This is a genomic window from Thermosynechococcus sp. PKX82, assembly GCF_031583255.1.
GTDB lineage: Bacteria > Cyanobacteriota > Cyanobacteriia > Thermosynechococcales > Thermosynechococcaceae > Thermosynechococcus.
In genome coordinates, this window is record NZ_CP134169.1 from 70,472 (window position 1) to 89,529 (window position 19,058).

Here is a 19,058-nt window from a genome sequence, read left to right on the forward strand (position 1 = left end):
GGTGTTGATGGGTTCCATCGTGACACTTGCGGGCGAGTGTCATTGAGATTCTACTTTTTCTAGTTTAGAGTCCCCAACGAGCACTGCGTAAAATGGCGAGGGGATCCAAGAGCTTAACAATGTCCTGTTGCTCGGCATCAAAAACCCATTCGCCACGGACAAAGGGAGCCATCTGATCGCTGACATGGGTCGCGGGCTTAATGGTGTCATTGTTGAGCCACTCCATGCCTCGGACTTGATGAACTGCTAGCCCTACCATTAACTCATCATCTTCAATGGCAATAATCGATAGCTCAGAGCGATCGGTATTCAAGGGGGTGTCATCGCCAAGAAACTTACCGGTATCCGCGACCCAAATCACCTGCCCTCGCAAGTTCAAAATCCCCAGTAGCAGATTGGAGGTATTGGGCACTGGCGTAATGCGATCGGGAGTCACGGCCACAACTTCGCGTACCCCAATAGCCGGTAGGGCTAGGGTATCACCGCTAGGGATGGTAAAGAGGATATGTAAATCCCCCTCTGGGGTTCTGAGGTCATCGATATTGCCACTTTCGATGGGGGCATTGGTTGCGAGTAAGTCTGAGCTACTAAACATTTTTTTAGCCTCGCAAGAGTTGCTTGATGGTGCCAACCAATTCTTTGGGGTCAAAGGGCTTCGTAATATACGCATCAGCCCCCTGTTTCATGCCCCAATAGCGATCAAACTCCTCACCTTTGGAGCTACAGATCACCACGGGAATGGATTGGGTGCGGGGGTCGGACTTAATTTGGCGACAGACTTCATACCCATTCATGCGGGGCATGACAATGTCGAGGACAACCACATCGGGCGTGCTCTGCTGCAATTGCTCCATGGCCTCGACACCATCGGTGGCAACGGTTACTTCAAAGCCTGTTTTCGCCAGCAATTCGCTGATCATTTCCCGCTGGGGTGGACTATCTTCGACAACTAAGACTTTACTCATAGGGGGTTACACGTAGAATTCAGGGTTTGCTTTATATTCTAAAAGCCTAAGAGGTTGACAGGTTGATGATAGCTAACCTGCTAACGGGGCGTCTCAAGGCCTGATTTTGGTTCTAGCACGTCGCCAAAGGACTCGTCTGTTAAGGAGGTCACAGGTGGCGCTGCACCAATGTAATGGTGCGTAATTGTTAACAATTCTTGAGTTGAAAAGGGCTTGCTGAGGTAATCAGTGGCACCGGCCACTTTGGCGCGCAGGCGATCGCTCCAACCAACGAGGCTAGTCAGCATAATAATCGGCGTATAACGGAAGCGAGGGGTGTGCCGTAGAAGGGTGCAAAATTCGTAGCCATCCAATTCGGGCATGGCAATATCGAGGAAAATCAGGTCGGGGTTGAGTTGGAAAATGAGACTCAAGGCCGTTAAGGGGTGGGCGATCGCCGTGGCTTCATAACCTGCGGCTTGCAGGGTGGATTCAACCACTTGACGGACAGTGGCGGCATCATCCACACACACGACCCGGGGCGATCGCCGCCAAGAGAGGGGGGGAAATGTACGGGTGTGGCCATTGGTTCCCCAAGAACTGACTTGTAAGTACCCTTGATGGAGATAGGGCAGCAGGAGTTTGCCCACCGTCACGCCATCTCGTCCCAGTTGCCGACTCAGACGGCGCAAGGTGATCCGCTCGCGCACGAAGGGTTCCAGTTGGCGAAACCACTGATCCGCTGGATCGTTGCCTGTGGGTTTAATATCCGTCAGTTCGAGGGATTGATCAAGGGAACGCAACTCTGGATGCAGTTTTTTCCATTCCCGCAGATGACTCAGGCTGTCATTGAGCAGCATTGTCAGGGAGAGATTGTGCCATTGGGGGGTGAGGGGACTCGCACTATAAAACTTGAACCAAGCGCGATTGAGGCTAACAACGTCAAAGAGACTCTCCCGCAGCAGCGCCCGCCACACGCTATGGATTTGATTGAGCTTGCAGTGATCGAGGAGCCACCACAGGCATTCGTATTCCACCCAACTGGCACCGGCTTTGCTTTCGATGAAGCTATCGGGACTCGGCCAAGGAATGCCCTGCCCATAGAGCAGATCCTGCAACCGCTCTAAACTGTGGCTGTGGCGATCGGCAATATACACTAGGTGGCCATGACTCAAAAAGAGAAGCCACGTATGACCGGCATCATCTTCGAGGTAGAGTTCCCCGGTGCGCTGGCCAAGGGCAAGGGTTTGGCACAGCGTGTAAATATCCGTATCGTTGAGGCATCCTTCCATGGCGCTATTATAGCGATCGCCAGCGGGCTGACCGCGACACCGGATAGTCAGTCTCAGTTAGCGCTGGGTATAGCTAGAGAGCAATTGCACCAGTTGCTTCACAAGGGCTTCCTGATCGCGATTGATCTGGGGAAAGTTAAAGTCATCGCGAATATGAACCTCAAAGCCCGGCACCACCTCAATGCGCTTCCAAGATTCTGGTTGCGGTGAATGGCTCGGGGGCGGTACCTCGCGGCGGCTGACACTGGGACTGACGCGCATGGGTTCCCCATAGCGATGCTCGGAGCGGTCTTGTACCTGTTGCAAAAAGGCCAAAGCTGGGTTGATCGGGGGTGGATTCAATTGCAGATGAACCCCTTGCTCAAGGAGTGCCCGCAGTTCTGGGGTGCTCATGCGATACACCAGCTTGTAAATGGCACCTGCGGTATAGCCCTCCATCAACAGCCGCCGCACCACCAGCAATTGCACCAGGTGGCGATAGCCGTAGCGCCCTTCGCGGCCAATGCGAGCGGGACGGTCAATCAATTTGCAGGAGGTGTAATGGCGCACCAGACGCGGGTTGACCTCTTCCAAAACACGGTTTTTGGAATCCTCCTGGGGGAGGTGCTGGGGTAAGAGTTCGTTGGCGATTTCCACCAACTCATCTAATGACCATTGATCCTGAACGTGGATGAAATCTTGAATTGTTGCCATGATGAGCAAACACAGCCTTTTTTGAACGAAAAAAACAAAGAAGTCAGTTAGAGAGGGATTTTCCTGTCCCAGATAGAGCGCAAGGGCGCCCCTAGAGCAGGAGTGAAACTATATTATCGTATTTTTTTGGTTCTGTATCATTTTGGGTCTAATTTAGTCTTACAATTATCAAGGAAAAGTAAACACCTGAATATTACAAGGCTACAGAGAATTCAACGCAACGTGAAGCTGCATTGTGACACCAAAACAATTTATTTGATTCTAGCATACAGCGTTTGGTGTTGAGTGAACTTGTCCCAAAAATTACTGGGATTTTTGTGTTGTCAAGCAATTTGTTGCAGAGTTGTTACAAATTCAGGATAGGAGACGGCTGCCGCACTGGCGTTGTGAATGTGGCTGGTTCCTGTGGCATTGAGGGCAGCGATCGCCAGACTCATGGCCATGCGATGATCGCCGTAGGTTTCCACATGGGTGCCTTGCAAGGGTACGCCCCCCTGAATATCGAGGCCATCACTGAGTTCAGTGACCTTAGCGCCCATTTTTTGCAATTCTGTGGCCACGGCCTTGAGGCGATCGCTTTCCTTCACCCGTAGTTCTGCTGCATCCCGAATTTCGGTGATCCCCTCGGCAAAGGCAGCAGCCACAGCCAAAATCGGAATCTCATCAATCAAGCGGGGAATCAATTCACCGCCAATACGGGTTCCCTTCAGCCTCGCCGATCGCACCCGCAGATCTGCAACGGGTTCGCCTGTGACGAGCCGCTCATTTTCAAGGGTAATCTCAGCCCCCATTGCCCAAAGCACGTCGAGAATGCCGGTGCGGGTGGGGTTAACTCCCACATTGGTCAGTACTAGTTCTGAATCAGGGGTAATGGAGGCTGCCACCAACCAAAAGGCGGCTGAACTGATGTCGCCGGGCACAATCACCTTCTGACCCTTTAAGACCGCAGGTCCTTCAAGACTCACCGTACAGGTGGCCTCATCCACGCTCAAACAGGCACCAAAGGCCTGAAGCATACGTTCACTGTGATCCCGTGAGCGGTGGGGTTCGCGAATAATGGTGGTGCCTTCGGTGTGGAGGGCGGCGAGCAATAGCGCTGATTTCACCTGAGCGGAGGCAATGGGACTGTAGTAGGTGATTGGCTCTAAGGGCTGCCCCAAAACGGCCAAGGGGGCACGGCTGTGGTGTTGACGCCCCCAAATCTGGGCACCCATCTGCATCAAGGGTGTGACGACCCGTGCCATGGGGCGCGATCGCAATGAGGCATCCCCAGTCATCGTAAAAAAGCGACCTGTTTGCGCTGCCAATACCCCCAACAACAACCGCATCGTTGTACCAGAGTTGCCGGCATTCAGGACATCCACGGGTTCTTGGAGATGGCCAATTCCCAAGCCTTGAACTGTGACTGCTGTGGCATTGAGATCTGAAATCTCGGCACCAAGGGCACGAAAACAGGCGGCGGTACTACAGGTATCTTCACCCACGAGCAGGCCTTCAATATGGGTAGTGCCCTCTGCCATTGCTCCCAACATCAGGGCACGGTGGGAAATGGATTTATCTCCCGGTACCTGGAGGGTGCCCTGCAGGGGATGGCCATCGGCCTGAATTTGCCAAGTGTCGTCGGATGTAATCTGAATAACCGCCATGGGATATTTGGATAAAACCGCGTTCTCGATTGTCCCACGTCTGTTGCGCTATAGCCCCATTGAGCGCTTCAGTTCCTCAAGGGCAGTTTGCAGTTCCAAGCGGCGAAACTCAGCTTCAATTGGGTCATTGAGGTCACTGCTCATGCGTGGTGGCGGTGGGGGCGGTGGTGGGGGCGCACTGGCGGTAGGCACACGGTTCATGATTTCTCGCCGGCGATCGCGAATCTTTTGCAGCAGCTGCTGGGTAACGGGGATTTGATTGAGGGCGTCGAGGCGTTGCGTCCACAATTGTTCCCCCCGTTGGCGCAATTCGGCCTCCCGTTGTCGTGCCAATTCGGCCAGATCAGGACGCTGAGCGGCCATAGCGGTGTGGGTACGATCGCGCCAGCGGCGAATCTCGGAAACAAGGCCTAAAATTTGCTGTTCGCAGGTATTGACTTCCTGTTGCAGCCGCAGTAGCCGCTCTTGGGTTTCCCGTTCTTGATCCTCTAGCTCAAGGAGCAGTAGATTGAGTTCAAGCTGCGGATTGGCACGAATAAAGTCCTCGAGTTTTTGCTCTAGGAATGCATTCAAGTCGCGGAAAAAGCTCATGAGTGCCCCTTTTTTTAAAAACTTTGGCCAACAGTGAGGGAGCGCACTTCCCCTTGACGCCGTAGCACCGCCCGCTGATTTTGAATCTGTACCAGTTGCCAGCCGTCGTTGCCAATTGTATCGCCCACACTCAAGCGCAGTGTTTGGCCATTGCTTTGAAAAAGAGCCACTGAGCGATCGCCCAGTTCGAGGATGCCAACTAAGGTATGTTGGGGGGGCGCCGGTGTAGGGGCAGGGGGTACCGGTGTGGCTGCCGGCGTAGGAGCTGTCACCGTTGGTAAATTGGGCAGGGTCACCGTTGGCGCGCTGGGGGCTTGGTAGACGGGAACGTAAATGCGTTCAACCGTCGGGGTGGGGGTTGAGGGGGTGGGAACCGAATTGCTGGCGATCGCTGGCGATGCAGGGGTTGGGGGGGCGGCCCGTTGGCTGAGCAGCTGAAGGGAGGTTTGCAGATACTCAGCGAAGGCAATGTCCGCAGGGCTGGTGGTTGTGGTCACCGTAGCGTCAGGGGCAACTGCAACTGGTTGGCGATTCAGACTGATCCAAAGGCCAACTCCTAGGACAAAGGAGGCAATGCCAACCCCCATCAAAAAGCGATCGCCCCAAGAAAAGGCCTGCTCTGGTTCCGATCGGTGCAGCCAGCGAGAAGGTTCCGCCGGTGGTGGGGGCGGAGGAGGAGTTGTCGCTTCAAAGGGGACGAGGAGGGAAGGTTCCGGTTCTAAAACCGCTGCTAGGGATTCTGGCTCATTGAGGTCGGCCTCCACAGCGGCAAAGACTTCATCCAGCAAGCGGTTGGCTTGGACATCTGTCAGACAGGTTTCCATGGTATAGGGGTCTGTCCTCTGCGGATCATCGCTCCGTGTCATCACCCATGCCTCACAATAATCACCAAAAACGCCCAACCTTGCCTATTTCTTTTACGATGGATGACTAAATTCTATGCAATCCCTCTCCTATTGGCCACCACTGCCGCTGCACTCTGGCGTGATCCACACGGTCTTTACTGCCTATGTCCAACGCTGGGGGTGCCTCTACCCTTGGCAACCGCAAACCAGCCATGTTTTCCATGGGGCGGCGGGCGTGCCCCTGTACGGTGAGGGGTATCGGCTTGGCCAAGCACGCGGAACCATCATTGCCACCTACGGCATTACGGGTGATCTCAAGAATCAATGGTACTTGCATACCCTTGCCCATTGGGCGATCGCCCGCCGCTTTGATGTGGTGCTCTTCGACTGGCGTGCCCATGGCCGCAGTGCTGAACTTTCTCCGGCGTTGACCAGTGATGGGCTTTACGAAGGCCAAGACTTTGTCGCGATCGCCCAACAGTGCCAAGAACTGGGCTATAGGCCGCCCTACTGGTTTGTTGGCTATTCCTTGGGGGGGCAGTTAGCCCTTTGGGGGGCGTGGTATGCCCAACAGCAAGGGACAAAAGAGATTGGGGGGGCGGCTGTGATTTGCCCCAACCTTGACTCCAACCGCTCCCTTGCCCACCTCGGCACGACTTTTTGGGGACGGCAATTTGAACGCGCCATCAGCCGTCAACTCCAACACTTAGCTCGCCACCTGCATCGCCTTCATCCTCAAATCTTTGATCTCAACACCGTTGCCCAGATTGACACCATTGCCGGTTTTGATGCCGCCCTCGTCATCGACCGCCTTGGCTTTGGCAGTGTGGCCGAGTATTACGCTGCCAGCAGTCCCTTGCCGCTGCTGCCGCAACTGACAATACCCCTATGGATTCTCTATGCCGCCGATGATCCCCTATTTGATCCCAATCTGGTGCCAGAACTCCTAGCCATTGCCGAGGCCAACCCTGCCCTCACCCTGCTGATGACAGAGCAAGGGGGTCACGTGGGCTTTACCAGCGATCGCAAGTGTCAACGCCTCTGGGGCGATCCCGACTACTGCTGGGGGATTCATCGGCTCTTGGATTGGCTAGCACAGCAGAGTTACACCAGAAGCTAAATGACCAAAGGCGGCACCCGGATTCGAACCGGGGGATAAAGGTTTTGCAGACCTCTGCCTTACCACTTGGCTATGCCGCCCTATTTGGCGATTTCTCATTATAGCCGATAGCGCTCTTCCCATCCTTGATTGTTTTAGCTTACTGACCAGATTGCTCAAGGTAACGCTGGATGGCTTCACGGGTCACTGCCGCCAGAGACATGCCCTTGGCCGCTGCTAATTCCTTAAGCTGCTGGTATTGATCGGCACGCACATCCACGCGGTAGCGCTTTGTCGCGGTAGCTGGAATATAGGTAGCGGCAAATTCCCGCAAGGCAGCCAAGCCGACGCGGTGGCAAAAGTCCCCAAAGGATTCGCCCTTGTGCCGGCGATCGCGATAAAAAACTAGCAATGGCTCTAGGGCTGTTTCCAGTTCGGCAATCGGTAACCGCTCAATATAGACCTCTGCTAAGCGGGTTTGATCGGGACTCCCCCCCACCCAAGTCTGATAGGCGCCGGGGACAATGCCAACAAAGCCCAATTCCGCCAAGTAGGGGCGGGCACAGCCATTGGGACACCCCGTCATCCGAATCACAAAGTGCTCTTCTTGGAGTCCCAGCCGATCCATGAGGCGACGAATCCGCTCCAGTACCCCCGGAATTGCCCGTTCCGACTCGGTAATGGCCAAGCCACAGGTAGGCAACGCCGGGCAGGCCATGCTATAGCGTTCGAGGGGATCAATGGCATTGACATCACGCACCCCGTGCTGCTCAAGGATGTGCTGAATTGCATCCTGTTGATCGGGAGAAACATCACACAGGAGCAGATTTTGGTGAGGCGTGACCCGCAGGGGGAGCTGAAAGTCTTTGACGATTTTCTTGAGGGCCGACTTGAGTTTGAAGTTCCCCTGATCAAGGATGCGGCCATTGGCAATGGAGAGGCCATAGAAGAATTTGCCATCTCCTTGGGGGTGCCAGCCCAAAAAGTCCTGATAGCGCCACGGCGGCAGCGGGCGAAAGGGTTCGAGGGGTTTGCCAAAGTATTCTTCCACCTTGGCCTTGAATTTTTCGACTCCCCAATCGTGGATCAGGTATTTCAAACGGGCGTGGCGCCGATTATAGCGATCGCCATAGTCCCGCTGGGTGGCCACGATCGCCTTCACCGCCTCATAGACATCTGCCGCTCGGACAAAGCCAATTTCATCAGCCATGCGGGCAAAGGTTTCTTCTTTGTTGTGGGTGCGCCCCAAACCACCACCGGCATAGATATTGAAGCCCTCAAGATGGCCTTGGGCATCTATAATCACCACCAGTGTCAAATCTTGGGAGAAGAGATCTACGGAGTTATCCCCCGGCACCGTGACACAGCACTTAAATTTGCGGGGCATATAGTGATCGCCGTAGATTGGCTCTTCGTTATTGGGAAAGATCGTGCCATTGCCATTGCGCTGCCGTGCCGCCTTGACATCGGGGTGCTCTTCGGCGGAGATCACCTTTTCACCATCGAGCCAAATCTCGTAGTAGGCACCGGTTTGTGGGGTCAGCAGATCGGCAATGCGGTGGGCATACTCATAGGCAAGGGCATATTCCGGGCGATCGCGAAAGGGGGCGGGTGGCGCCATGACATTGCGGTTCAAATCACCGCAGGCGCCCAATGTGGATCCCATGCTGCGAATAATGGCTGCGATCGCTGCTTTCAGATTCTTCTTGAGAATGCCGTGCAACTGGAATCCTTGCCGCGTTGTTGCCCGCAGGGTGTGGTTGCCATATTCATCCGCCAAGCGATCCAAGGTTAAATAAAGCTGCGGCGGAATATACCCTCCTGGACTGCGGGTACGCAGCATGAACTGGTAGTCTTTCTCCTGACCCTTGACGCGGTTATCGCGGTTGTCCTGCTGATAGGAGCCGTGGAACTTGAGGATCTGCACCCCCTCTTCGCTAAAACGATTCGTTGGTTCTAGCAGTTCTGTGGCTAGGGGTTCCCGCAGATGTTGGCTTTGTTCCTTGAGAGCCTCAATTTTTGAGCGTTTCAGGGCAGCATCAGCAGAGGGGGGCGAAGCAACCATAGTGTTCTTTTTTCCAGCAGGTGAAAGTAACTAAAATGACGACAGCCAAAAGTCCCTAATCTTGATCGGGAAAGTGAGCTATCTCATTTTAGCGAACCTGTGGAACGATTAACAGGAGGGTTCTTCCTTGGAGGCACAGTCCTTTTGCCAGCAGCGTTCGAGGTAAGCATCGTAATACTGCCGCCAGAACCGTTTGGGATTGAGGGTAAAGCCCGGACTAAATAGCCGTTGGTTCAAATACTGCCAGAGGGGAAAGGCGAGGACACGACGCGTAGCCATAAGCACACCGTGAGCGTGAGCGATTCAAAAACTTCAACTTACCTTGATCATAGACGAGGGTTCTGGGGGGCAAGGGTCTCTGCCAAGTTTCTTAACGCGCGAGAAACCGTCCGAGGGGCGAAAAATGTTAAAATCTGTAAAGTTTTCTGGGATCACCGATGCGGGTTGTCATTGTTGGTGCAGGATTAGCCGGCTTAGCCGCCGCAGTGGATTTGGTGGATGCCGGTCACAGTGTTGAAATCTATGAATCCCGTCCCTTTGTGGGGGGCAAAGTCAGCAGTTGGCAAGATGCCGATGGAAACCACATTGAGATGGGGCTGCATGTCTTCTTTTACAACTACGCCAATCTCTTCGAACTGATGACCAAGGTGGGGGCGATCGCCAACCTACTACCTAAGGAACATACCCACACCTTTATTAATCGCGGTGGTCAGGTGGGAGAACTGGATTTTCGCTTTCCCTTGGGTGCCCCCTTCAACGGTCTCAAGGCCTTCTTCACCACCAGTCAACTCTCTGCTGCCGATAAATTCTTTAATGCCATTGCCCTTGGCACCAGTCCTGTGGTGCGGGGTCTGGTGGACTATGAGGGGGCAATGCGCCAAATTCGCGCCTTAGATCGGGTCAGTTTTGCGGAGTGGTTTCGCCGCCATGGGGGCTCAGAAAACAGTCTCAAGCGCCTTTGGAATCCCATTTCCTATGCCCTTGGCTTCATTGATACCGAGCACATGTCTGCTCGCTGTATGCTGACGATCTTTATGATGTTTGCCGCCAAAACCACTGCCTCACGGCTCAATATGCTCAAGGGGTCACCGGCAGAGTACCTGCTCAAACCCTTGGTGAACTACCTTGAAGCGCGGGGGGCTAAGATTCATCTGCGGCGACGGGTGAAGGAAATTCGCTTTCGCGGCGAGGATCCGAGCACTTGGCAGGTGGAAGGGTTGGTGATTCCCCTAGGCGAAGAACTAGAAACAGTTACAGCGGATGCCTATCTGTGTGCCTGTGATGTGCCGGGGATTCAGCGCCTGATTCCGGCGGCGTGGCGATCGCACCCAACCTTTGACAACATCTTTAAGCTCGAGGCCGTGCCTGTGGCCACGGTACAACTGCGATTTGATGGCTGGGTTACGGAACTGCAAGACCCCAGTAAGCAAAAACAGGTGGCGGCAACGGGTATTGATAACCTGCTCTACACTGCCGATGCTGACTTTTCCTGCTTTGCGGATCTGGCCCTCACTAGTCCAGCGGACTACTATCGCGAAGGTCAAGGCTCCTTACTGCAAGTGGTGCTTACTCCCGGTGATCCCTTCATCAAAGCCAGCAATGAAGAAATTGCCCAACATGTGCTGCGCCAAGTCCATGAACTTTTCCCCTCGTCGCGCCATCTGAACATGACATGGTACAGTGTCGTCAAATTAGCGCAGTCCCTCTATCGCGAAGCCCCCGGCATGGATCCCTATCGTCCGCCCCAAAAAACACCCGTTCCTAACTTTTACTTGGCGGGCAGCTATACGCAGCAGGACTACATTGACAGCATGGAGGGCGCGACAATGTCCGGACGACAAGCCGCCCAAGCGATTTTGGCAGGAGGTCATGGATGAGTTGGTTAGAGCATACGGTTCAGATTGAAGTGGCAGCCGATGTCGATCGCGTCTGGGCACTGTGGTCGGATCTGGAGAAAATGCCCCTGTGGATGAAGTGGATTGAATCTGTGGTCATCACTGAAGAAGACCCTACCCTATCGCGCTGGACATTGACCACGGGCAACTGGCACTTTAGCTGGCGATCGCGCATTTGCCGCCAAGTGAAGCACCAAATGATTCAGTGGGAGTCCGTGGATGGGCTGCCCAATCGGGGTGCAATTCGCTTTTACGATCGCCATGGCAGCACCATTGTGAAGCTGTCGGTGTCCTATGCCATTCCGGGAATTTTGGGACAAATGATGGATCGCCTTTTCCTTGGCCGCGTAGTTGAAAGTACATTGCAAGCAGATCTCGAACGCTTTCGTGAATATGCCCAACAAATGCAGCCCACACAGGTTTCCTGAGGTTGACTCAAAGTTGGGATAGACCAAAAGAGATCGCGATCGCCAGCAGGGCTGCACCGGGAAACGTGAGTACCCATGCCATGAAAATTTGCGCCCACACTTGCCAGTTCACTTCCCCTTGATGGCGATAGCCAGCACCCGTAATCGCACCCACCACGACTTGTGTCGTACTGACGGGAAAGCCCACCAGACTTGCGGCTCCCACAGTCAAGGCGGCACTGAGATTCGCTAAGCAGCCACTCACAGGGTCAAGGGGTGTAATTTTCTCCCCCGTAGTGCGGATAATGCGTTCGCCGCCGCCATAGGTACCGATCGCGATCGCCAAGGCACAGGCAGCCATCACCCAGAAGGGCACACCCGCCTCCGGTGACAGTTGTCCCCAACTCACAAGGGCAAGGGTGATCACCCCCATTGTTTTCTGGGCATCGTTGGCACCGTGGGCAACGGCCATCAATGTTCCGGAGAGAATCTGCAACCGTTGCCAGTGCTCTGGGGGGAGTTCTCCTTGCCATTGCAACCACTTTTCGACTAGGGTCATCAAACCAAGGCCGATGGCGATCGCCACCAAGGGGGACACGACCATGGGAATCACCACCGCCTCAACAATCCCCTGCCAATAGATGATTTGTGGTGACACTTGAAAGAGGGCTGCCCCCACCAAGCCACCAATGAGGGCATGGGAAGAACTACTGGGTAAACCCCAATACCAAGTGAGCAAATTCCAGCCCATCGCGCCGAGGAGTGCGGCACTAATCACGCCAAACCAATGGGCACCCAAGGCACTGCTGTTGAGAATGCCGGCTTCAATTGTTAGCGCCACCCGCGTACTCAAGAAGGCACCACCAAAATTAGCCGCAGCAGCAAGGATGAGCGCCGATCGCAGGGAAAGGGCACGGGTGGCCACCACCGTTGCAATGGCATTGGCGGCATCATGGAAGCCATTGGTGACATCAAAAAGGAGGGCGATCGCAATCAACCCCCCCTTGAAATCAATGGCCATGCCCTAGGCAGAGGCACTCACTTGATCTTTGTCCTTGGCGAGGAATTTCTCCAGTTCGGCAAGGGCGTCGGCATCTACCTTCGTTTGCATGGGGCAGAACTTCGGCCCGCACATGGAGCAAAACTCAGCCGTTTTATAGATATCTGCCGGTAGGGTTTCGTCGTGGTATTCCCGTGCCCGATCCGGATCGAGAGCCAGTTCAAATTGGCGGTTCCAGTCAAAGTTATACCGTGCCCGCGACAGTTCATCATCGCGATCGCGCGCCCCCGGACGATGACGGGCAATATCCGCTGCGTGAGCCGCAATTTTGTAGGCAATCAAGCCATTGCGCACATCTTCAGCATTGGGTAAGCCAAGGTGCTCTTTGGGGGTTACATAGCAAAGCATGGCCGTGCCGTACCAACCCGCCATCGCCGCGCCAATGGCACTGGTAATGTGGTCATAGCCGGGGGCAATATCCGTGACCAAGGGCCCAAGGACATAGAAAGGAGCTTCAGAGCATTCTTCCATCTGCTTGCGCACATTGAATTCAATTTGATCCATGGGCACGTGGCCGGGGCCTTCCACCATCACTTGGACATCGTGTTCCCAAGCCTTGCGGGTGAGTTGACCGAGGGTTTTCAATTCCGCCAATTGAGCTTCATCAGAGGCATCATGGAGACACCCTGGCCGCAGCGAGTCCCCGAGGGAGAAGGAAACATCGTATTTTTTGAAGATCTCAATAATGTCGCGGAAGTGGGTGTAGAGGGGATTTTGTTTGTGGTGATACAGCATCCACTTGGCGAGAATGCCGCCGCCGCGCGACACAATCCCAGTGATGCGGTTTTTCACCAAAGGCAGATATTCAATGAGAATCCCCGCATGGATCGTCATGTAGTCCACCCCCTGCTGGGCGTGCTTTTCAATGACATGGAGAAAGTCATCGGGGGTAAGCCGCTCAACGCTACCGTGGACGCTTTCAAGGGCTTGATAGACGGGCACCGTTCCAATGGGTACGGGTGAGGCATTAATAATGGCGGTGCGAATGGCATCCAAATCCCCCCCACCCGTGGACAGATCCATCACCGTGTCGGCGCCGTATTTAATCGCTAGCCGTAGCTTTTCGAGTTCCTCCTCTAGACTGGAGGAGTTGGGAGAGGCACCAATGTTGGCATTGACTTTGCACTTGGCAGCAATCCCGATCGCCATCGGCTCGAGGTTGGGGTGATTGATATTGGCGGGAATAATCATCCGCCCACGGGCAACTTCATCGCGAATCAATTCCGCAGGCAGGTTTTCCCGCCGCGCCACATAGTGCATTTCTTCGGTGATAATCCCTTGGCGGGCATAATGCATTTGGGTAACATTGTCATGCCCTTTGCGGGCAGCAATCCATTCGCTACGCACCATTGATAGAATCCTCTCTAGACAGCTTCCCTGCGCCAGCATGATCTGGTTCAGGTTCTAAGGGTTTGCTCTCAGCCTGCTCTGACCGCAGACACCCCTAGCATGTCGTTCATTCTATCACTTTGCTTTTGGGGGGTGGGGATCAGTCTAATCAGTCTAAAACGTCAATGCGCACAGGGCCGACACCGACACCAATGAGGCCAATGGCAGCCGCAGCCCCCCGCGAGAGGTCAATTTCCCGTCCCCCCGTAAAAGGCCCGCGATCGTTAATGCGCACCACTACTGAGCGGCCATTCTGGAGATTTGTCACCCGTACCCGTGTCCCAAAGGGCAGTGTGCGATGAGCCGCCGTCAGGGCGTCCTGATCAAATCGCTCGCCATTGGCAGTGCGGGCACCATGGAAGCCGGGGCCATACCACGAGGCAATACCCGTCAACTGCATCCGAATCGGTCCCATGGCCACAACGGTATTTGGTCTACCCTCTACGCTGGTTAGGGCAGGGGCATTCCCCAGTTGGCGGCGGATCAGGTTAGCAATGCGCAGGGCGTTTTCATCATTGCGTTGTGAACTATTGGGAAGCGTGACTTGATGGTTCAGAGTCAGGAGAGGTTCTTTGTCGGCGTAGATGCGGTATTGCTGTTGTTGGGCATCCCAACCCACGCGCACAAGGTTGGCATCAAAGCCCTGTTCGTGGAGCTGATTGAGGCGAGCGGTGAGAATGGTTGCCTGTTGGGCTGCTTCTGAGAGGGTGGTTTGCTCTGGTATCCCGGCGCTGTTGGCGGCAGCGACTTTGACGCCCTCTGTAGCTGCTACCCGTTGACCCAAGAAGGTGAGTACGGGAATCCCCCGCAAATAGACGGTTACGGCTTCGCGGCCTTGCTGTTGGTGACGATGCAGACTGGCGATCGCCCGCGTTGCTGTTGGGGTCGTGGATTGACGTTCCCCCACTTTGGTGGCAACGACAGCGGAAGAGGGGGCTGAACCTGACTCTATGGCTGGTGTGGTTGTGGTTGCACGGCTACTGGAAAGGATTCCCAACACAGCCAACGTGCTTGTTGTCAGACCCACATAAAGCGTTTTTTTCATAGGCGTCCGTTAAAAAGGGCATCCATACGGCTGGACAGTAGGGCACCAACATCACACAGGGGTTACCCCTACTGGTGCCGTGTTCGCTCTCATCGCGGAACTGTTTCAACCTACCACGAAGGCCTAGAATCAAGCATCAGGGGCATTTTGTTCATGGTAAACATTTTGAAAAAGAATAAAAAAGCGCTGAAGGCGGTGAAACCTACGCAGACTGGCATATTAACGGAATTTACAGTTGACGAAAGAAAATAAGAAAATTTTATAAACTTTTAACAAATCGTTTTTAATTTCTGAAGATTTCTGTGACTCAGATCACCAAAAATAAAAATTTATCTAAAAGAGAAAATTTGCTTTTTGCGACCTTTTCTGTGTGCCATAGGACGATTTCTCACCCAATTTTGTTTCCCGTTTTACCCCTTTTGGGATGCGCCTCTAGCCACTTCATAAAGTGCATTGCCCAAGGAATGGCTCTCTCCTCTAGCGCATAAAACGGGGATATAGTCCGTAGGGAGCCGAACCATGGAAGATAGGGATGACTTGCGGCGTCGTCTTGAAAACTTAGAAGCCGCTGTGGCTGCCCTGCAGCGATCGCTCGAGATTCTGCAAAGAGCCATTCTCCGTGAAGACCTCTCCTCTTCTGGAGTCCCAGAACCCGCAACACCATCAACGCCACCTGAGGAACCGACGGCGATCGCTCCTGCCCCTGCGACTGAATTACAACCCCCAGCGCCTGAATCTCCAGCGGTGCCACCGTTACGCCCAGTGAGGCCTTCCCAAGCTGACTGGCTACAAAATTGGGAACTGTGGCTCAACCGTCTCGGCATCGGCCTGCTGCTGTTGGGGATTGGCTTCCTCTTTCGGTACGCCGTTGAATTGGGCTGGATTACCGATGCAGTTCTTGTGGCCATGGGCTTTGTCATTGGTACGGTGTTGATGGGGTTGGGCTGGCGGTTGCAGCAGCGAGCCATCTTTAGCCAGTTTTTGCAGGGGGGCGGTCTGGCGACCTATTACCTGACGATCTTTGCGGCCTATCAGGTTTTGACCGTCATGCCTTGGGGTGTGGCCTTCCCGTTGATGGTGTTAGTGACCCTAGGGGCATTTTTCATCTCGTTGCGCCAAAATCGAGCCATTTTTGCGGTGATTGGCGTGGTTGGCGGCTTAGCAACCCCTTTGCTGCTCTACAACACAGAGATGAGTCGTCCCTTGGCCTTGGCCAGTTATACGTTTTTAATTCTCTTGGGCAGTTGGGCAATTTACGCAGTGAAGGGCTGGCGATCGCTCCTGCTGTCAGCTTTTTGGTTGGGATGGCTGATGTTAACGGTGTCTATTACTGCTCAACGGCTTGATCGGGTCGTGGCATTACAGATCATTCTGGCGTTGACTTGGCTGGGCTTTACGGTATTACCCCCTTGGTATCAGGGACGCGATCGCGACAGGGCAGGGGAGCTGTATCGCCCTCAGGAGACTTCCCCACGGTCCTATGGTCAGACGATCGCCCTCTTTAATCCGCTGATTGCTTTGGGCTTAAGTGCCTTCCTCTGGGATTGGTCGGCAACGCTAACGGGGCGGGTGTTTGTTGTTTTTGGGGTGCTCTACCTTGGCACCAGTCTGTTCTGGCGACACTTGCCGCAATCTTGGCGCTGGGTCTATAGCTTGACGGGACTGGTGCTCATTGCCCTTGGCATTGTTGTTCGTTACTACAGCAATCGCTTTATCCTCGCACCGCTGGCGATCGAGGGGCTGATTTTGCATTATTTGAGCCAACACTATGCCTCGCGCACCCTGCGGGTTATTGCCCATCTTTGGTGGGGACTGCTCGGCCTTGGTTTTGTTGGGCAACTGCTGTTTACTGCCGCCGATCGCCCCCCGCTGTTGAATCTGGCTTTTTTCTCCCATTTGGTGGTGCTTGGCGCCGCAGCAGTCAGTATCCGTTTTTTGCCCCCACCCACCCGCCCCCTCTACTGGATATTGGGTCATGGAGTGACGATGATCTGGATGCAGCACGAACTGGCGCCCTTTGGTACGGGGGCAGCCACCCTTGTCTGGGGACTCTTTGGCGTCGGACTGCTGATCTATGGGTTGCGACGGGACACCTCAGCGGTGCGCACGGTGGCTTTAATCACGCTGATCATTACTTTGGTGCGGCTTTTCTTCGTTGATCTCATCCATCTTGCGCCGGTGTGGCGAGTACTCCTGTTTATGGGGTTTGGTTTGATTTTTTTGCTGCTGAGCTATTTTTTCCGCGCCCTGTGGCGGCGATCGCCCGTGGAATCCTCTAGGATCAGTGAAGAAAGCCCAACCAACAAGTCCGAAGAAACCCCATGACCCGCATTGCTGATCTGCGCCGTGATTACCGTCGTCAACGTCTTCTGGAAAGCGAAGCCGCGGCAGACCCGATCCAACAGTTTCGCCTTTGGTTTACTGAAGCCGTTAAAGCAGAACTACCGGAACCCAATGCGATGACACTGGCCACCATTGGCTTGGATGGTATGCCCGCTGCGCGAGTGGTTCTGCTCAAAGATGTGGACGATCGCGGGTTTGTCTTTTTTACGAACTATCGCAGTCGCAAAGGTCTAGAATTAGCCGCTCATCCCAAGGCTGCCCTTGTCTTTTGGTGGGCAGAGCTAGAACGGCAGGTGCGCATTGAAGGCACTGTTGAGCAAATTAGTGCAGCGGAGTCCGATGCCTACTTCCAGAGTCGTCCTTTGGGTAGCCGTTGGGGGGCATGGGCATCCCAGCAGAGTGAGGTTTTAGAATCCTACGCCGATTTGGAAGCCCGCCTTGCGGAAGTGGAAGCCCGCTATGGCGAAAATGTCCCTCGGCCAGAGCATTGGGGGGGCTATCGTGTTCTACCGACCCTGATTGAATTTTGGCAAGGGCGACCCAATCGCCTCCACGATCGCCTGTGCTATCGGCGCCAAGGAGACCACTGGCAGCGGGTGCGCCTCTACCCCTAGGATAGGGATATCTTTAGAGATTGGCTGAGATGCCCATGATTGCCGGTGAACTTATCCCCGCAGAGGGAACCATTGAACTCAATGCTGGCCGGCCAACGGTGACGTTAACGGTGGCCAATACGGGCGATCGCCCAATTCAGGGGGGATCTCACCACCACTTTTACGAAGTCAATCCAGCCCTCCAATTTGATCGTGAACAGGCACGAGGAATGCGCTTAGATATTGCCGCTGGCACCGCCATTCGTTTTGAGCCGGATGAGCGGGTGGTGCAACTGGTGGCCTTTGATGGCAGTCGCCAAATCTATGGCTTTCGCGGCGAAGTCAACGGTGCGCTCTAGTCGGGATTCCAAGCATCCTGTAGATTAAACAGTATGGATGACAATGATTTTCCCCTTCTCGACACTTCAGAAGATGCACTAGCGGCGCTGCCGAGTGAGGAGAGCGATCGCCCCGATCCCGAAGCCATGTTGCCCCTGCTGGCCTCCGCCGATGTGACGGAGCGGATGTTGGCGGCTCGCGCCTTTTGCGAATTGCAGGATGAACGCGCCACACCCTATCTCATCAATCTCCTGCAAGAACCCTGTCCCCTTGTCCGTGTCAGTGCCGCCTATGCCCTTGGCCGTAACCCCAGTTTGGCAGCGGTGGATGCCCTCATTCAGCAATTGGAGCGGGACTGGAATGGCTATGTCCGCAAAGGCATTGTTTGGGCATTGGGTAACTGTAGCGTGCGCTTTCCCTTGCCAGAAATTTATCGACGCACCCTTGATCCCTTGATTCGTGCCCTGCAAACAGATATTTCTGCCGTGCGTCTCTGGGCAGCGAGTTCCTTGGGTCAGGTGGCCGAAGCCAGTGAAGAGGCGGCGACGCTTGCCATTCCTGCCCTTGCCCTTGCCTTGGCTCAGGATGCAATTGCCGCTGTGCGCAGTAACTGTGCTTGGGCCTTGGGGCATGCCTGTCGCAAAATTCCCCTTGGGCCTCTTTACACGCAAGCCATTGATCAACTGATTGCTGCCCTGCAGGACAGTGATATGGGTGTCCAAGAAGATGCTAAAGCAGCCCTCTTTAAGCTGGGGGATGCACGGGGATTACAGGCGATCGCAGACCTGCAATTAGAAGCCTTTGGCTAGGGG

The 19,058-nt window shown here is 54.6% G+C and carries 19 protein-coding genes, 1 tRNA gene and 1 riboswitch; of the genes, 7 read left to right on the plus strand and 13 right to left on the minus strand.

What is annotated here, in order from left to right:
- Positions 1-64: 64 nt before the first annotated feature.
- The 7 genes from RHH53_RS00350 to RHH53_RS00380 all read right to left on the minus strand — a co-directional run bounded on the left by RHH53_RS00350 (position 65) and on the right by RHH53_RS00380 (position 6,032).
- Positions 65-595, minus strand: coding sequence for a chemotaxis protein CheW (locus tag RHH53_RS00350; protein WP_149817107.1), 531 nt, complete (start codon positions 593-595; stop codon positions 65-67).
- Positions 596-599: 4 nt separating this feature from the next.
- The gene (locus RHH53_RS00355) at positions 600-965 is read right to left on the minus strand and encodes a response regulator transcription factor (RefSeq protein ID WP_149817109.1); all 366 of its coding nucleotides are present in this window, start codon (positions 963-965) and stop codon (positions 600-602) included.
- Between the two features lie 80 nt (positions 966-1,045).
- Complete coding sequence (locus RHH53_RS00360) at positions 1,046-2,236, minus strand: response regulator (RefSeq protein ID WP_302676941.1); 1,191 nt, start codon at positions 2,234-2,236, stop codon at positions 1,046-1,048.
- A 57-nt stretch (positions 2,237-2,293) separates the two neighbouring features.
- Entirely contained in the window at positions 2,294-2,929 is a 636-nt protein-coding gene (locus tag RHH53_RS00365) for a MerR family transcriptional regulator (protein ID WP_149817113.1), read from the minus strand.
- Positions 2,930-3,252: 323 nt separating this feature from the next.
- Positions 3,253-4,575 (minus strand): 3-phosphoshikimate 1-carboxyvinyltransferase, encoded by a 1,323-nt coding sequence (gene aroA / locus RHH53_RS00370; RefSeq protein ID WP_310453070.1) that lies wholly within the window; start codon positions 4,573-4,575, stop codon positions 3,253-3,255.
- A gap of 48 nt (positions 4,576-4,623) precedes the next feature.
- On the minus strand, positions 4,624-5,166 hold the full coding sequence (locus RHH53_RS00375) for a hypothetical protein (RefSeq protein ID WP_302678547.1): 543 nt from the start codon (positions 5,164-5,166) through the stop codon (positions 4,624-4,626).
- 14 nt (positions 5,167-5,180) lie between these two features.
- On the minus strand, positions 5,181-6,032 hold the full coding sequence (locus RHH53_RS00380; RefSeq protein ID WP_310437801.1) for a hypothetical protein: 852 nt from the start codon (positions 6,030-6,032) through the stop codon (positions 5,181-5,183).
- Between the two features lie 73 nt (positions 6,033-6,105).
- Here RHH53_RS00380 and RHH53_RS00385 point away from each other — a divergent pair, with 73 nt between their 5' ends.
- Complete coding sequence (locus RHH53_RS00385) at positions 6,106-7,131, plus strand: alpha/beta fold hydrolase (RefSeq protein ID WP_310743912.1); 1,026 nt, start codon at positions 6,106-6,108, stop codon at positions 7,129-7,131.
- Between the two features lie 8 nt (positions 7,132-7,139).
- Here RHH53_RS00385 and RHH53_RS00390 read toward each other — a convergent pair.
- The 3 genes from RHH53_RS00390 to RHH53_RS00400 form a co-directional block, all read right to left on the minus strand.
- Positions 7,140-7,211 (minus strand) — tRNA-Cys (locus RHH53_RS00390).
- A gap of 59 nt (positions 7,212-7,270) precedes the next feature.
- Entirely contained in the window at positions 7,271-9,175 is a 1,905-nt protein-coding gene (gene sir / locus RHH53_RS00395) for a sulfite reductase, ferredoxin dependent (RefSeq protein ID WP_302678550.1), read from the minus strand.
- Between the two features lie 108 nt (positions 9,176-9,283).
- The gene (locus RHH53_RS00400) at positions 9,284-9,454 is read right to left on the minus strand and encodes a hypothetical protein (RefSeq protein WP_190278128.1); all 171 of its coding nucleotides are present in this window, start codon (positions 9,452-9,454) and stop codon (positions 9,284-9,286) included.
- Positions 9,455-9,612: 158 nt separating this feature from the next.
- On the opposite strand from RHH53_RS00400, the gene zds reads away from it, so the two are divergent.
- Complete coding sequence (gene zds / locus RHH53_RS00405) at positions 9,613-11,052, plus strand: 9,9'-di-cis-zeta-carotene desaturase (RefSeq protein WP_310743913.1); 1,440 nt, start codon at positions 9,613-9,615, stop codon at positions 11,050-11,052.
- Positions 11,049-11,498 carry an SRPBCC family protein gene (locus tag RHH53_RS00410; RefSeq protein ID WP_206200587.1) on the plus strand — a complete coding sequence of 150 codons (450 nt, stop codon included), beginning with the start codon at positions 11,049-11,051 and terminating at the stop codon, positions 11,496-11,498. Before zds ends, RHH53_RS00410 begins: the two co-directional genes overlap by 4 nt.
- A 7-nt stretch (positions 11,499-11,505) precedes the next feature.
- On the opposite strand, the gene RHH53_RS00415 is transcribed toward RHH53_RS00410, so the two are convergent.
- From RHH53_RS00415 to RHH53_RS00425, 3 genes are all read right to left on the minus strand, one after another.
- Positions 11,506-12,498 (minus strand): inorganic phosphate transporter, encoded by a 993-nt coding sequence (locus RHH53_RS00415; protein WP_302676949.1) that lies wholly within the window; start codon positions 12,496-12,498, stop codon positions 11,506-11,508.
- A gap of 3 nt (positions 12,499-12,501) precedes the next feature.
- Positions 12,502-13,884 (minus strand): phosphomethylpyrimidine synthase, encoded by a 1,383-nt coding sequence (gene thiC / locus RHH53_RS00420; protein WP_302679175.1) that lies wholly within the window; start codon positions 13,882-13,884, stop codon positions 12,502-12,504.
- Positions 13,885-13,894: 10 nt separating this feature from the next.
- Positions 13,895-13,993: riboswitch (TPP riboswitch) on the minus strand.
- A 42-nt stretch (positions 13,994-14,035) separates the two neighbouring features.
- Positions 14,036-14,971 (minus strand): septal ring lytic transglycosylase RlpA family protein, encoded by a 936-nt coding sequence (locus RHH53_RS00425; protein ID WP_310743914.1) that lies wholly within the window; start codon positions 14,969-14,971, stop codon positions 14,036-14,038.
- Positions 14,972-15,490: 519 nt separating this feature from the next.
- Between RHH53_RS00425 and RHH53_RS00430 the strand changes: the two genes are divergently transcribed.
- From RHH53_RS00430 to RHH53_RS00445, 4 genes are read left to right on the plus strand one after another with little or no spacing between them, the layout of a single operon-like run.
- The gene (locus tag RHH53_RS00430; RefSeq protein WP_310743915.1) at positions 15,491-17,296 is read left to right on the plus strand and encodes a DUF2339 domain-containing protein; all 1,806 of its coding nucleotides are present in this window, start codon (positions 15,491-15,493) and stop codon (positions 17,294-17,296) included.
- The gene (gene pdxH / locus RHH53_RS00435) at positions 17,293-17,928 is read left to right on the plus strand and encodes a pyridoxamine 5'-phosphate oxidase (protein WP_310743916.1); all 636 of its coding nucleotides are present in this window, start codon (positions 17,293-17,295) and stop codon (positions 17,926-17,928) included. The genes RHH53_RS00430 and pdxH overlap by 4 nt, the downstream gene beginning before the upstream one ends.
- 35 nt (positions 17,929-17,963) lie before the next feature.
- Positions 17,964-18,266 (plus strand): urease subunit beta, encoded by a 303-nt coding sequence (locus tag RHH53_RS00440; RefSeq protein ID WP_310743917.1) that lies wholly within the window; start codon positions 17,964-17,966, stop codon positions 18,264-18,266.
- Positions 18,267-18,299: 33 nt separating this feature from the next.
- Positions 18,300-19,055, plus strand: coding sequence for a HEAT repeat domain-containing protein (locus RHH53_RS00445; RefSeq protein WP_310743918.1), 756 nt, complete (start codon positions 18,300-18,302; stop codon positions 19,053-19,055).
- The last annotated feature ends 3 nt before the right edge of the window (positions 19,056-19,058 follow it).